The 13,277-nt window shown below is 50.5% G+C and carries 14 protein-coding genes; 12 read left to right on the top strand and 2 right to left on the bottom strand.

All coding sequences use genetic code 11. The features are described 5' to 3' along the window. The first annotated feature begins 84 nt into the window (after positions 1 to 84). From K4H28_RS13940 to corA, 3 genes are all read left to right on the top strand, one after another. On the top strand, positions 85 to 2,265 hold the full coding sequence (locus K4H28_RS13940; RefSeq protein WP_221005754.1) for a CHASE2 domain-containing protein: 2,181 nt from the start codon (positions 85 to 87) through the stop codon (positions 2,263 to 2,265). A gap of 50 nt (positions 2,266 to 2,315) precedes the next feature. Then, positions 2,316 to 3,008: a FecR family protein gene (locus K4H28_RS13935; protein ID WP_221005753.1), complete on the top strand. Its 693-nt coding sequence runs from the start codon at positions 2,316 to 2,318 to the stop codon at positions 3,006 to 3,008. A 91-nt stretch (positions 3,009 to 3,099) separates the two neighbouring features. Further along, positions 3,100 to 4,062, top strand: a complete 963-nt coding sequence (gene corA / locus K4H28_RS13930; protein WP_221005752.1) for a magnesium/cobalt transporter CorA — start codon at positions 3,100 to 3,102, stop codon at positions 4,060 to 4,062. A 51-nt stretch (positions 4,063 to 4,113) separates the two neighbouring features. Here the strand turns inward: corA and K4H28_RS13925 are convergent, their stop codons facing one another. Then, positions 4,114 to 4,857, bottom strand: a complete 744-nt coding sequence (locus K4H28_RS13925; protein WP_221005751.1) for a substrate-binding periplasmic protein — start codon at positions 4,855 to 4,857, stop codon at positions 4,114 to 4,116. Positions 4,858 to 4,956: 99 nt separating this feature from the next. Beyond that, the gene (locus K4H28_RS13920) at positions 4,957 to 5,868 is read right to left on the bottom strand and encodes a LysR family transcriptional regulator (RefSeq protein WP_221005750.1); all 912 of its coding nucleotides are present in this window, start codon (positions 5,866 to 5,868) and stop codon (positions 4,957 to 4,959) included. A 92-nt stretch (positions 5,869 to 5,960) separates the two neighbouring features. Between K4H28_RS13920 and K4H28_RS13915 the strand changes: the two genes are divergently transcribed. From K4H28_RS13915 to ptsP, 9 genes are all read left to right on the top strand, one after another. Further along, positions 5,961 to 6,134: a hypothetical protein gene (locus K4H28_RS13915; RefSeq protein WP_221005749.1), complete on the top strand. Its 174-nt coding sequence runs from the start codon at positions 5,961 to 5,963 to the stop codon at positions 6,132 to 6,134. A gap of 43 nt (positions 6,135 to 6,177) precedes the next feature. Continuing rightward, a complete protein-coding gene (locus K4H28_RS13910; RefSeq protein ID WP_221005748.1) occupies positions 6,178 to 6,780 on the top strand; it encodes a transglutaminase-like domain-containing protein in 603 nt (200 codons plus the stop codon). Positions 6,781 to 6,901: 121 nt separating this feature from the next. Then, complete coding sequence (gene gshA / locus K4H28_RS13905) at positions 6,902 to 8,170, top strand: glutamate--cysteine ligase (protein WP_221005747.1); 1,269 nt, start codon at positions 6,902 to 6,904, stop codon at positions 8,168 to 8,170. Next, positions 8,170 to 8,502, top strand: a complete 333-nt coding sequence (locus K4H28_RS13900) for a DMT family transporter (RefSeq protein WP_221005746.1) — start codon at positions 8,170 to 8,172, stop codon at positions 8,500 to 8,502. Before gshA ends, K4H28_RS13900 begins: the two co-directional genes overlap by 1 nt. 135 nt (positions 8,503 to 8,637) lie before the next feature. Next, positions 8,638 to 9,585 carry a glutathione synthase gene (gene gshB, locus K4H28_RS13895; protein ID WP_221005745.1) on the top strand — a complete coding sequence of 316 codons (948 nt, stop codon included), beginning with the start codon at positions 8,638 to 8,640 and terminating at the stop codon, positions 9,583 to 9,585. Then, positions 9,582 to 10,637 (top strand): FAD:protein FMN transferase, encoded by a 1,056-nt coding sequence (locus K4H28_RS13890; protein ID WP_255573542.1) that lies wholly within the window; start codon positions 9,582 to 9,584, stop codon positions 10,635 to 10,637. The genes gshB and K4H28_RS13890 overlap by 4 nt, the downstream gene beginning before the upstream one ends. Positions 10,638 to 10,764: 127 nt before the next feature. Then, on the top strand, positions 10,765 to 11,178 hold the full coding sequence (locus tag K4H28_RS13885) for a PTS sugar transporter subunit IIA (protein ID WP_221005744.1): 414 nt from the start codon (positions 10,765 to 10,767) through the stop codon (positions 11,176 to 11,178). Between the two features lie 2 nt (positions 11,179 to 11,180). After that, positions 11,181 to 11,453: an HPr family phosphocarrier protein gene (locus K4H28_RS13880; RefSeq protein WP_221005743.1), complete on the top strand. Its 273-nt coding sequence runs from the start codon at positions 11,181 to 11,183 to the stop codon at positions 11,451 to 11,453. Between the two features lie 76 nt (positions 11,454 to 11,529). After that, on the top strand, positions 11,530 to 13,257 hold the full coding sequence (gene ptsP, locus K4H28_RS13875) for a phosphoenolpyruvate--protein phosphotransferase (protein ID WP_221005742.1): 1,728 nt from the start codon (positions 11,530 to 11,532) through the stop codon (positions 13,255 to 13,257). The last annotated feature ends 20 nt before the right edge of the window (positions 13,258 to 13,277 follow it).

Raw genomic sequence — 13,277 nt, 5'->3', positions numbered from 1 at the left:
GCCTTTTAGAGCGCAGCTTATATTTCGCTCGACATCAATCATCGCTAGACTAAGAGTCTAAAACGACTCGTTTAAAGTATTGCTATGTTGCGCCGTCATCTTGCCGCTGCACTCTCCTTTGCATGTATTGCCGTATTGGTATTGTATTCACTTGGCTTTATGGCTATACCCTCATTAAAAGTATTGGACACCCTGACTTACGATGCGCGGATGCGAAAGATTGCGCCGCAGCAGGCTGATGCACGCGTGGTGATTGTGGATATTGATGAGGCGAGTTTGGCTGCAGTGGGGCGCTGGCCGTGGCCGCGCAATCAGCTGGCGCAGTTAGTCGATACGATGTTCGATCACTACCAGATTCGTGCGCTGGGCTTTGATATGGTGTTTGCCGAGGCCGATCACAGCAGTGGTTTGGCGGCGCTCAATGAGTTGGCGCAAGGTGAATTGAAAGAAAACGAAGCCTTTTTGCACTCGCTGCAAAAACTACAAACCCAGCTTGATTACGACGCTCAATTTGCCAAATCTTTGCAACAGCGCCGCATTGTGACTGGATTTTATTTTGCGGCTGATGGCGTGAGCAGTGGCGCTTTACCGCCGCCAATGTCGGCCAATGATTGGGGCGCGCTAGCGCCTAGACTCAATCACGGCACGACGTTTGGCGCGAATTTACCGCAGTTTATTGCCAAAGCGGGTGGGCATTTTTTACCCGCTACCGATGGGGATGGCGTCACTCGGCGTATTCCGCTGGCGGTGAATATTCAAGGCGCGGTTTATCCCGCATTGGGTTTGGCGCTGGCGCAGGTGGCGCAAGACTTACCGCCGCCGACCCCTGTCGTTTTTGACGATGGCGCTTCGGGCGTGATTGAAGGAATCCGCTTGGGCGATCGTGTGTTGTCAGTTGACGAGGCCGCACGTGCCTTGGTGCCGTATCGGGGCGATGCGTTTACGCATCATTACTTATCGGCGGCGGACGTTCTGCAGCAAAAAATTCCATTAGAAAAACTGCAGGGCAAAATTGTGCTGCTCGGTACGAGTGCGCCGGGGCTGAATGACCTGCGCGCAACGCCGATGGGCGAGGCATTTCCCGGCGTTGAAGTGCACGCCAATTTGGTGTCTGGCTTGCTCGATGGTCAATTACTGCATCGGCCTGCTTATTTGCGCGCGGCCGAATTGGTGCAGTTATTGGTGTTGTCGGCGCTATTGTTGATCTTGCTACGCCGCAACTCGCCGTTGCGAGCCAGCTTAGCCACGGTCTTCTTGCTCGCCGTGGTGTTGGCCATCAATGTGTACCTCTGGCGGCAGCACAGTTTAGATATGCCGCTCAGTAGCAGTATGACTTTGATTGCCTTGCTGTATTTTATTCATATGATTTGCGCTTATTTTCAAGAAAACCGTCATAAACAACAGCTCACGCAATTATTTGGCCAATACGTCGTCCCCGAATTAGTCGACAAAATGAGCGCTTCGCCCGCCAATTACAATACGCAGGGGCAGAGTCGCGAATTGAGTGTATTGTTTACCGATGTGCGGGGTTTTACGAATATTTCCGAAGGCATGGATGCGGAGTCGCTGGCGAAATACATGAATCAGTTTTTAACCGGCATTTCCAAGGTCATTCGCGAAGGCGGCAATGCGCCATCGTATCAGGCGGGTACGATTGATAAATATATTGGTGACTGTGTGATGGCATTTTGGGGCGCACCCGTCGCCGATCCACAGCATGCGCGGCATGCGGTTTCGGCGGCGCTCGAAATTCAAGCCATGCTCGCAACGCTCAATCCACAATTAGAGCAGCAAGGCTGGCCGCCGATTGCGGTGGGCATTGGCATCAATAGCGGCGTGGCCAATGTGGGCGATATGGGCTCCAAATATCGGATGAGTTATACCGCGATGGGTGATACGGTGAATTTAGCCGCGCGGATTGAGAGCCTGACCAAAGTCTATGGCGTTGGCGTCTTGGTTGGCGAAGCGACTCGCAATGCCGCGCCAGACTTTCACTATCTCGAAGTCGATCGTGTCCGCGTGTTGGGCAAGCAAACGGCAGTGACTTTGTTTGCGCCAATTGTAGATAGCGAGATAGCACAGGTCGCAATCATGCAGCAATTTTTAGCAATGTATCGCTCGCTAGACTTTGATTCTGCTTTGCTGCAGTTGGATACTATTGGTAATCTTGTTTTACGCAAACTATACATCAAGCGGATTGAGCAATTCCGCCTTCACCCGCCCCCCGCCGACTGGGATGGCGTTTATGAATTTGACAGCAAATAATCTTGTCGCTTGTCTATACCGATATAACTATTGAATATCGGGAGTGCCCCATGTCGGATTCAGTTTATCGTCCTCCTCAAATCTCGCGCCGTACCGTCTTACAACGCTTGGCGGCCACGCTGGTGCTGGGCGGTTTGATGCCTTGGCAGCAAGTGCAGGCGATGAGCCAAAATGCGGGGATCTTACGCATCAAAGGCACAGTGCATTTGAACGGGCAGCCAGCGAGCATCGGGCAATTGGTCAAGCAGGGCGATCATGTTGAAACCTTTGCCGATGCTGAAGTGGTGTTTGTCGTTGGTAAAGATGCCTATTTGCAGCGCGCCGGCAGCAAGATTCGCCTAGAAAGTGGGGGAGGCTCTACATTCAGCCAAGTTCTGCGCGTGATTTCAGGACGAGTGTTGGGCGTATTTGCCAAAGGGGAGACGCAGATTGCAACGCCAACGGTAACGCTAGGAATTCGGGGTACAGGCGTGTATATCGAGGCCTGCGAAGACAAAACCTATGTCTGTTTGTGCTATGGCAAGGCAGAGTTCACGCCGCTCGCACAAGTTGAGCAAGCATTTACCCAAACCACGCAGCACCATGAAAACCCAGTGTGGATTTATGCGGATGTTAGTCAGCCCTTGATTGAGAAAGCCAAAGCGATGAATCACACCGATGCGGAATTAGAGATGCTCGAAGCCTTGGTCGGGCGCGTGCCGCCTTTTGTTTATCAACGATTGCAACATCGAAGTCGATATTAATCCGGTGGATTGTTGTTGATAAAACGCGATGCTGCTGCCCTAGCAGCGTATAATCACCCGGTTTTTTGCTGACTTCACATAGGGCTTTTTAATGCTCAATGCCTTTGTTCTCTCTGCCGGTCGTTTGATTCAAGTTCCCGCCCTTGTGCCTGCTGATTTATCACGCCCCGAAGTGCTGTGGGTGGATATGGTCGACCCGACTGATGAAGAGCGTGAATTAGTGCAGCAGGTGTTTAAACTTGAGCTACCCGAAGACGAAGAAGTGAAGGATTTGGAAGAGTCGGCACGCTGTTATGTTGATGAAAACGGCGTGCACATTAGTTCGTTTTTCCTCTCGCATGATGACGATGAATACAGCAACGTGACGGTGTCGTTTTTGCTCAATCAAGGCCGCTTGCTGACTATTCGCCAAGAAGAACTCGCCGTATTTCGGCTATTTCGTTTGCGCGCCCGCGTACAGCCCGGCTTTGTTTCAACAGCACAAGAAATCCTGCTGTCGATTTATGATGCAGCCGTCGAATACGATGCCGATGTGCTCGAAGCGATTTATACCAAGCTCGATGGCGTGAGTCGCCGCGTGCTGGATCGCAGTGCCGAAATGACCGATGAATTGATGGGGCAGGCGCTAGCCGAATTGGCGGGGCATGAAGACATTAACGGTAAAGTGCGGCTCGATCTGATGGACACACGCCGCGCGCTCTCGTTTTTACTGCGCTCTCGCGTATTGGCCACCGCGCAAGAGGGCGATTTACGCGAAGTGCTGCGCGATTTGGAATCGCTGAATAATCACAGCGCGTTTTTATTCGACAAGATTAACTTCTTGATGGACGCGGTGATGGGTTTGATTAATTTGGCGCAGAATAAAATCATCAAGATTTTCTCAATCGCCAGCGTCGTTTTCCTGCCGCCGACTTTGGTCGCATCCATCTATGGGATGAATTTCGCCCACATGCCCGAATTAAGCGAAAACTGGGGTTATCCCGCTGCGCTGGTGCTGATGATTATGTCGGGTATCGCGCCGTATTGGTTCTTTAAGCGCAAAGGTTGGTTATGAAGTGTATCCGTCAAGCCAAATTTCAATAATGGCTTGATGGACATACATCTATTATTTTTTGACCATAAGTGGCGTCTTATTGGCTTTTAGGCTTTGATTAAATTCGTTTAGAAAAGTCGTCATCTTCATGCTCTTGGCAAATCCCAAATACAACGGATCGCGCACTAAGGGCGTAGCTAACACGACAAATTCATTTTTATTGGCCAATAATTCAGCGTCAGTTTTAAGAATTGCATCGAGTCCAATTTGCCCATGCGTGACGACCGCCGCATCAAGACGACCACGAAGTAGCTTTCTTAAGCGAATCACATCCGTCGTGCTTGTATCGGCAATAAAAAGACCTTCTTTGATTGCACTATCGAAGCTGTCACCATAGCTCGCCCCAAGATGTACACCGATGAGCTTACCTTTTAAATCGTTGAGTGTTTTGAAGTCAAACGTTTTGCCACGACGCACGGCTAAATAGATATTGTCTTCGAAGATCACATCCGAATAATCAAAAATGGCCAACCTTTCCTTGGTTTTTGATAGTCCGATGATGCCACCTTTTCCTCTGGTGGCATATTCATAAGCACGCCGCCATGAAGTAGGCTCTTGTTGTACTTTTTTGCCACTGAATTCTTCAAAATGGCGGACTGCATCCGTCATCACGCCCTGCGCTTGACCTTGCTGGTCTTTATACATAATGGGTGGGTAATCATCATCACCGTAAATGATGACTTCCGCAGCATAACTTGGCGTACCAAGTAGGCAGCACAGCCAAAATACACACGTCCATTGAGGTGCTCTGAGCATGATCTTTACCAGCAAGAAACGATTTGCTTTTAATGTAGTCAGCAAATCTGACCGCTGTGCATAAAAAATGACAAATGATTAGGTCAAACGGAGGCCCGCTTAGATATTTTGCGCTAAATGCGCTTGTAAGGCGGGTTGAATAAAATCAATCAACGCTCGATATTTGCGCGGCATCGTCGCACGGTGAGCAAACACCAAATACACCGGCGTTGGTTTTTCATACCATTCCGGCAATAGCGCTTGCAGCAAGCCCAGCCGACAATAGCTATCACCAACGATTTCTGGCAACAGCGCAATCCCGTAGCCCGCTACCGCGCTCATGGCCAGCGTTGGATTGTTATTGCTGCAGAGCACAGGCAGTAAATCGACCGTGATGCTGGAGTTACCATTGCGTAGTTGCCACTGCCGCGTGGCTTGGTAATCATCGCTAAGTAAAATATCGTGTTGCGCTAAATCGATAGGCGAGCGTAAGGGCGGTGCTTTATTTAAATAGGCGGGCGCGGCGTAGAGTTTATCCAAAGAGTGCCCCAGTAAACGCCCCACCAAACGCTCATCTCCCACTTTGCCGGAGCGAATACAAAAATCGATACCTTCGGTAATCGGATCTTGGAAACGACTGTTGGCATCAACGCGAATACGTAATTTGGGTTGAATTTTACTGAATTGTGCCATCAGTGGGCCGACCACATATTGCGCCATCGACGGCGTGGTGCTGATTAATAATTCGCCTTCAATATGCTGTTGTGTGTCTTCAATATCGAGTCGAACTTGCCCCAATAACTCGCGTAATGACATCGCATGCGGCAGCAGTTTATGTCCCGATTCTGTCAATGAAATCCGCCGCGTGCTACGCAGTAGCAGCACAGAACTAAGCTCGCTTTCGAGCTGGCTGATCAGTTGGCTGACATGGCTTTTGGCGCAACCGAGCTCAGCAGCGGCAGCAGTAAAGCTGCCCAATCGAGCTAGAGATTCAAATGCCAATAAGGCTTCTGGTAACAATTTTGTTTTCATATGAGAACAGTTGGTTTTGGTTTTAACGGCTAATCACAGCGTTATTATGCACCTATGATAGCGGCATGAGGTGAATTGATGCGAGGTGTGTAATGTGGAGCTGGGTTTGTGCTGCATGGCTATTTCTGACTGAAAATCAAACTAAATATGATGCTTTTGCGCGTAGTCATGAGGATTGGTGGCGCGGTTTCAACGCGCATAGCCGACAAGTTTGCCGCGATGAGAGCGAGGCGCAGGAGCAATTGCGTGATCGCTGGCGGCGTTAAGTTAATTCGTGCTTTGTTCTGAGATTCAATGCAATGGAAAGTGATGTCGACTGATTTAACACCCTATCTCGCCAGTGATGCCATCATCGATTGGCAACATCCGCATATCGCTCAATTGGCGCAGCACTTGCGCGGGGAAACTCCGAGCCAAACCGCACTACAAACATTTATGTGGGTGCGCGATGAAATATCGCACTGCATCGATGCAGGGCGGGAAGAGGTTACCTGTATCGCCTCGGATGTGCTCGCCGTTGGGACTGGGTTTTGTTATAGCAAAAGCCATTTGCTGGTGGCGTTATTGCGGGCGAATGGGATTGCGGCGGGTTTCTGTTATCAAAGGCTGACTTTTGCAGGCGCGAATCCGCCATTTTGTTTGCATGGTTTGGTTGCGATTTGGCTGGAAGAATACGGCTGGACACGCTGTGATCCACGCGGCAATAAACCGGGGATTAATGCGCAGTTGGTGCTGGGACAGGATAATTTTGCGTTTCGCCATGATTTGCCGGGCGAATGTCTAGACCCCAATATCTATGCGGCACCTTGGCCCGCGCTCGTGGGGGCTTTAGCGGGTCTCAAGCAGGCTTCGCAATTTCGCCTTATGCCAATTGACTTTCAAATTACTGATGTATTGCTATACGAGCCTTGATAAATAATGGCTAGGTGGCAATACGTTTGATTTAACTCAAGCTAGGTAATACTGCCGCTTGAATTTGACCCGCTCGCCGCCATATCTTGCAGATTACTTTCTAATTCTTGCCGGAGTCGCTATGAGCGTGCCGCATTTGACCACCGCCTTAACGGGCCCTCTTTTAGACCTTGAGCGCAAAATTCTTGCGGCGCAGCCGGAAATCGAGCACTGGTTCCGTAATCAATGGCAAGAGCACACGCCACCGTTTTATGGCTCGGTTGATTTGCGCAATGCGGCGTATAAGCTCGCTCCGGTAGATATGAATCTATTTCCCGGTGGCTTCAATAATCTCAACCCCGACTTTCATCCGCTGGCGGTGCAAGCGACGATGATGGCGCTAGAAGGCTATTGCCCTGATGCGCGCCGTGTGTTGCTGATTCCTGAAAACCACACTCGTAACCAGTTTTATCTGCAAAACGTCGCGGCTCTGGCCAAAATCTTGCGCCAAGCAGGCATGGTGGTGCGCATCGGCAGCCTCAACCCTGAAATCACCGAGTTGACGACCTTAGAATTGCCAGATGGCTCAACCATGGTCCAAGAGCCAGTGACTCGCGTGGGGAATCGGGTTGGTTTAGCCGACTTCGACCCGTGCGTGGTTCTTCTAAACAATGACCTGTCGTCGGGCATCCCTGCGATTTTGGAAAACATCGAGCAGTCACTCCTACCACCGCTGCACGCGGGTTGGTCAACGCGCACCAAAACGCAGCATTTCACCGCCTACGACACCGTGGTGAATGAGTTTGCTGAGTTGATTGGCATCGACCCTTGGGTGGTTAATCCGTATTTCGATCATGTGGATGGTTTGGATTTCCAATCCCGCGAAGGCGAAGAAAAACTGGCAGCCACCGTTGATGCGATGATTGCCAAGATCAGCGCCAAATACGCTGAGCACGGCATCACGCAAACGCCGTTTGTCATCGTTAAAGCCAACGCCGGAACGTATGGCATGGGGATTATGAGTGTGAAATCGGGCGAAGAATTGCTCGGTTTGAACCGTAAACAGCGCAACAAGATGTCGGTCATCAAAGAAGGCGTGACCGTGCACGATGTGATCGTGCAAGAAGGCGTGCCAACGATGGAAGTGGTCGACGATGGCGTGGCTGAACCGGTGGTGTATATGCTCGATCGCTTTGTCATCGGTGGTTTCTACCGCGTGCACACTGGGCGCGGCATCGATGAAAATCTAAACGCACCGGGTATGCACTTCAAACCCTTAGCCTTCGCGACTCCGTTGACTACACCCGACTGCGATGGCTCACCGGATTGTGAAGCGAATCGTTTCTACGCCTACGGCGTCGTAGCGCGTTTGTCCTTGTTAGCCGCCTCGCTCGAGTTGGAGCAAGACTAATGTCGGCACTCACACAGGCGTGGCTATATTTATTAGCTGCCGGTCTGTGTGAAATTGGCTGGCCACTGGGCTTTAAGCTATCGCAAACAACAAACTATCCAAAGCTCGCGATTGCAGCGTCGATTGTATCAATCGGCGTGAGCGGCTTTATGCTGTGGCTGGCGCAAAAGCAGATTCCAATTGGTACGGCGTATGCAGTATGGACGGGTATCGGTGCGGCGGGTACATTTGCCGTGGGCGTTTTGTGGTTTAACGACCCGCTGACCGTGATGCGCTCAGTCGGCGCGATGATGATTGTCGGCGGTGTGATTGTGATGAAGTTGGCGCATTGATTCGAAACAACGGCAAAAGATTTTTTAGTCCACGAACAACACGAAAGGCACGCAAAAATCAAAATTCTGTGGCTTATGCCTTTCTTTCGTGTGTTTTCGTGCCTTTCGTGAACAATGTTTTTTAAGGATTTCAAAATGCGCTTTTTGTTTGTCGTTGATCCACTCGCTAGTTTTAAGATTTATAAAGACACGACTTACGTGATGATGCGCGAAGCGGTTTCGCGTGGGCATGAGGTGTGGACGTGTTTGATTGATGAACTCAGCCTGAAAAACACCTTGGTACAGGCCGCAGCTCGGCGCCTGACGATTCATGATGCTGAAGCTGGCAAAAATTGGTACGGCGAAGGCGACACTGAAACCATCGCGCTGCGGGAATTTTCTGGCGTTGTGATGCGCAAAGATCCGCCATTTGATCAGCAATATTATTACGCAACGCAGCTGTTTACTTTGGCAGAAGAGCAAGGCGCGAATGTGTTTAATAGCGGGCAAGCGCTGCGCGATTTTAATGAGAAGTTGGCGATTTTTAAGTTTCCAGAATTCACCACCGAGACCATGGTTAGCCAAAATCCCGCCGACATTTGGGCTTTTGTTTTGGAGCAAGGCGATGTGATCGTGAAGCCGCTCGACGGCATGGGTGGTGCTGGCATCTTCCGCTTGCGCCCAGATGACGCCAATCTGGGCTCTATCCTTGAGACTTTAACCGCCAATGGCACACAAACCATTATGGCGCAGCGCTATTTGCCAGCGATTGTGGACGGCGATAAACGTATTTTGCTGATTGATGGCGTGCCCGTTGATTGGTGCTTGGCGCGGATTCCAGCGCAGGGCGAAACACGCGGCAATTTGGCTGCAGGTGGCACCGGCGTGGCCAGACCGCTCACACAGCGTGATCGAGACATCGCTCAAAGCCTTGGCCCACGTTTGGCTGCGCAAGGCTTGCTACTGGTCGGTTTGGATGTGATTGGCGACAATCTGACTGAAGTGAATGTGACCAGCCCGACTTGCTTCCAAGAAATTACCGCGCAATCGGGCATCAATGTGGCGGCGCTGTTTATTGATGCGCTGGAGAGGAAAGTCAGTTGATTTCTGCTGTCTCTATTCATCCAAAAAGCCGCTACTTGATCCTAGCGGCTTTAGTGCTTTTAGCTGGCTGCAGTCGCTCGCAAGTGTATACCCAAGAAAGCTATGTGTTTGGCACGCGGGTGCAAATCAGCATTTATGGCCTAGAAGATGACGTTGCCGCCAAACACGCGGGCGCGGCGCTCAAGGAATTGGATCGCCTGCACGCTAAATTACACGCTTGGCAACCATCCGAAGTCACTCGTTTGAATGCTGCTTTTGCCAAGGGCGACACTACGGTAGTTGATGTTGAGTTAGCCGATCTCATTAAAGAGTCGGCGGATTATGCGCGGCGCTCGGATCAATTATTTAATCCCGCCGTGGGGCAATTGGTTAGTTTATGGGGGTTCCATCAAGACACCTTTGCCCCTGTGACGCCCGACCCTGTGAAATTACAAACGGCGCTGGCAGCACAGCCTAGCCTAGAAAATTTGCAGTGGGATGGGGCAAGTGTGAGCAGCAGCAACCCACAGGTCGCACTGGATTTCGGTGGCTTTGCCAAAGGCTGGGCGCTCGATCATGTGGCCAATCAATTTCGCAAAAAGCGCGTGATGAACGCGCTGATTAATATTGGCGGCAATGTCTTGGCGCTGGGTAAAAAAGGCGGCGAGCCCTGGACGGTCGGATTGCAAAGTCCGCGCAGCCCAGAAGCAATGGCGACGATTGCGCTCAAAGATGGTGAAGCGATCGGTACATCGGGCGACTATCAGCGCTTTTTTGAAATCAAAGGGCAGCGTTTCTCGCACATTATTGATCCGCGCACCGGCCAGCCCGCGCAAGGCATGCAAGCCGCAACGGTGCTAGCACCGGTGAGTAAAGATGCGGGAGCGATTTCAGATGTGGCGACCAAACCGATGTTTATTAATGGCACTGCAACAGCACTTCAGTACGCTGGGCGCTTTGGAGTAAAAGAGGTTTTGCTGATTTCTGCAAATGGCGATGTGTATATCACCGAGCAATTGCAGGCGCGGTTGAAATGGCTCAAACAGCCAGAACATCTCTACCGATTACGATAAGTTGTTGTTGCTACGATGAGTCTGGGTACTATGAACATGTCGTAAGTTTAAAAACAGTTATATGATACAAAACTAGATAGATTTTAAGGCTCACAAGGCCTTGAGTTGTAAAAGGACTCCATCACACATGGTCGGAATCATAATTGTTACGCATTACACAATGGGCGAGGCCTTAATTGCCTGTGCCCAGCACATCATGGGCCGTGCTTTGCCGCAGCTCGCGCAGTTGGCGGTCAGCAAGTCTGATGACCCAGAAGAGCTCGTGCAGCGCGCACAAGCCTTAATCCGTGAGCTAGACGATGGCTCAGGCGTGCTATTACTCACCGATATTTATGGCGGCACACCGTCGAATATCGCCAATCGCTTGATTGTACCGGGCAAAGTCGAAGCCGTTGCTGGCGTCAATTTACCGATGCTGGTGCGTGCATTAACGTATGGGCATCAATCGCTAGATATCGCGGTGAGTAAAGCGATTACTGGTGGTTTAGAGGGGGTGTTGTACATGCTGCCATCGATGCAGTCAGAAGATAAGGGCGTTTGATTATGCAGCAGCAAGAAGTTGAAATTATTAATAAACTAGGTTTACACGCACGCGCATCGAGCAAGCTTACTCAGCTTGCTAGTCAATACCAATGTGAAGTGTGGATCACCCGCAACCAACGCCGTGTGAACGCCAAATCGATTATGGGCGTGATGATGTTGGCGGCTGGTAGAGGTAGCAAGATTACGATTGAAACCAGCAATGCACCCGATGAAGAAACGGCGATGGCCGCGCTGGTTGCATTGATTGCTGATAAATTTGGCGAAGGCGAGTAAGAACTCGCAATCCATGATGTTGACCTTGGCCAAAGAGCCAAAGGCAGTGGCGGTAACGCCGAGCGGAGGGTAGTGGATGAGTATCACTTTGCATGGTTTGGGAATCGGTGGCGGCATTGCCATCGGTCACGCTCATTTGGTATCACAAGCTGATATCGAAATTGTGCATTATCAGATTCCCGCAGAGGGGATTGCTTCGGAAGTCACACGCTTTGAAGACGCGATTCGCAGTACGCGCAAAGAGCTTGAGATGTTATGGGGCAGCATCCCAGAAAACGCACCTACCGAGTTAGGGGCGTTTTTAAGTCTGCACATCATGCTGCTCAACGACCACACGCTGTCGAAAGACCCTATCCAACTGATTCAAACGCAAAAATGCAATGCCGAATGGGCCTTACAACAGCAGCTTGATGTTTTGCTGGCGCAATTTGATGAGATTGAAGAAGAATACCTGCGTGAGCGCCGCACCGACGTCATTCAAGTCACCGAGCGGATTTTCAAAACTCTAGCCGGTCACGAGCCAATTTTTCATGCGCCGCATTGTGGCGGCGATGACTGTATTTTGGTGGCTCATGATTTGTCGCCCACCGATATGGTGCTGTTTAAAGACACCAATTACCGCGCTTTTATTACCGATGTGGGTGGTGTCACCTCGCATACGGCGATTTTAGCCCGCTCTCTAGATTTGCCTTCCGTGTTAGCGCTACGCCACGCGCGCGAAATGATCCGTGAACAAGAACTCATCATCGTCGATGGTATCAATGGCGTGGTGATTATTGATCCGGATGAAATCATCCTTGCCGAATATCGCCTGCGCCAAGGTGAATGGCTGCTCAAGCAAAATGCCCTGCAAGATATTCGGACCAGCCAAGCGATTACGCTCGATGGCACTGCGGTGGAATTATTTGCCAATATTGAATTGCCAGAAGACTGCCATTTGGCACTCGAAAACAGCGCCTCGGGGATAGGCTTATTCCGTTCAGAGTTTTTGTTCTTAAAAGAAGATGATTTACCGACTGAGGAAGAGCAATTTATTGCCTACAAAACCGTAGCCGAATCGATGCAAGGCAGTGCAGTGATTATCCGTACGGTGGATTTAGGAAAAGACAAAATCCCATCTTGGCAATCAGAAAATGAAGCGCCCAACCCTGCGCTGGGTTTAACCGGGATTCGACTCTGCATGGCCGAGCCACAAATGTTCCGGATTCAGCTTCGTGCGGTCTTGCGTGCATCGGCATTTGGCAATATTAAATTATTACTGCCTATGCTCTCGACAATTAGCGAAGTCAAACAAACACGGGCGCACTTAGACGAAGTGATGGCCGACTTGCGCGCCAACGGCATCGCGTTTGATGAGCAGATCGAATTGGGCGGCATGATTGAAGTGCCCGCTGCTGCGATGGCGGTCGGCTCATTTCTGAATCATTTGGACTTTGTATCGATTGGTACCAATGATTTGATTCAATATTCGCTGGCGGTGGATCGGAATGACGATGCAGTGAGCCATTTGTACGATCCACTCAATCCAGGCGTATTGCAGCTTTTGCATCATGTGATTAGCACTGCCAATCGACTCGGAAAACCGGTGTCGATGTGCGGTGAAATGGCGGGCGATCCGAGTTTAAGCCGGCTTTTACTGGGACTCGGCTTGCGTCGTTTCTCGATGTTGCCGATTCAATTACTGAAAGTAAAACAGCTGATTTTGTCTGCTGAAATGGACTATATCAAACCGATTGTGGCGAAGATGCTAGAAGCTGAAGACAGTGATCGCTTGCGTGAACTATTACAGGAACTCAATCGATAGCCAGGTATTGCCATCTATGC

The organism is Deefgea tanakiae, assembly GCF_019665765.1.
In the GTDB taxonomy this organism is placed as follows: Bacteria; Pseudomonadota; Gammaproteobacteria; order Burkholderiales; family Chitinibacteraceae; genus Deefgea; species Deefgea tanakiae.
Note: the sequence above shows the minus strand (reverse complement) of the source record. Positions and strands in the feature narration are given on the sequence as shown.

Excerpts from the sequence above, each read along its gene's own strand:
- K4H28_RS13935 (WP_221005753.1), top strand. The coding sequence starts at position 2,316 with ATGTCGGATTCAGTTTATCGTCCTCCTCAAATCTCGCGCCGTACCGTC.
- corA (WP_221005752.1), top strand. The coding sequence starts at position 3,100 with ATGCTCAATGCCTTTGTTCTCTCTGCCGGTCGTTTGATTCAAGTTCCC.
- K4H28_RS13940 (WP_221005754.1), top strand. The coding sequence starts at position 85 with ATGTTGCGCCGTCATCTTGCCGCTGCACTCTCCTTTGCATGTATTGCC.
- K4H28_RS13920 (WP_221005750.1), bottom strand. The coding sequence starts at position 5,868 with ATGAAAACAAAATTGTTACCAGAAGCCTTATTGGCATTTGAATCTCTA.
- K4H28_RS13915 (WP_221005749.1), top strand. The coding sequence starts at position 5,961 with ATGTGGAGCTGGGTTTGTGCTGCATGGCTATTTCTGACTGAAAATCAA.
- K4H28_RS13925 (WP_221005751.1), bottom strand. The coding sequence starts at position 4,857 with ATGCTCAGAGCACCTCAATGGACGTGTGTATTTTGGCTGTGCTGCCTA.
- gshA (WP_221005747.1), top strand. The coding sequence starts at position 6,902 with ATGAGCGTGCCGCATTTGACCACCGCCTTAACGGGCCCTCTTTTAGAC.
- K4H28_RS13900 (WP_221005746.1), top strand. The coding sequence starts at position 8,170 with ATGTCGGCACTCACACAGGCGTGGCTATATTTATTAGCTGCCGGTCTG.
- K4H28_RS13910 (WP_221005748.1), top strand. The coding sequence starts at position 6,178 with ATGTCGACTGATTTAACACCCTATCTCGCCAGTGATGCCATCATCGAT.
- K4H28_RS13880 (WP_221005743.1), top strand. The coding sequence starts at position 11,181 with ATGCAGCAGCAAGAAGTTGAAATTATTAATAAACTAGGTTTACACGCA.
- ptsP (WP_221005742.1), top strand. The coding sequence starts at position 11,530 with ATGAGTATCACTTTGCATGGTTTGGGAATCGGTGGCGGCATTGCCATC.
- gshB (WP_221005745.1), top strand. The coding sequence starts at position 8,638 with ATGCGCTTTTTGTTTGTCGTTGATCCACTCGCTAGTTTTAAGATTTAT.
- K4H28_RS13885 (WP_221005744.1), top strand. The coding sequence starts at position 10,765 with ATGGTCGGAATCATAATTGTTACGCATTACACAATGGGCGAGGCCTTA.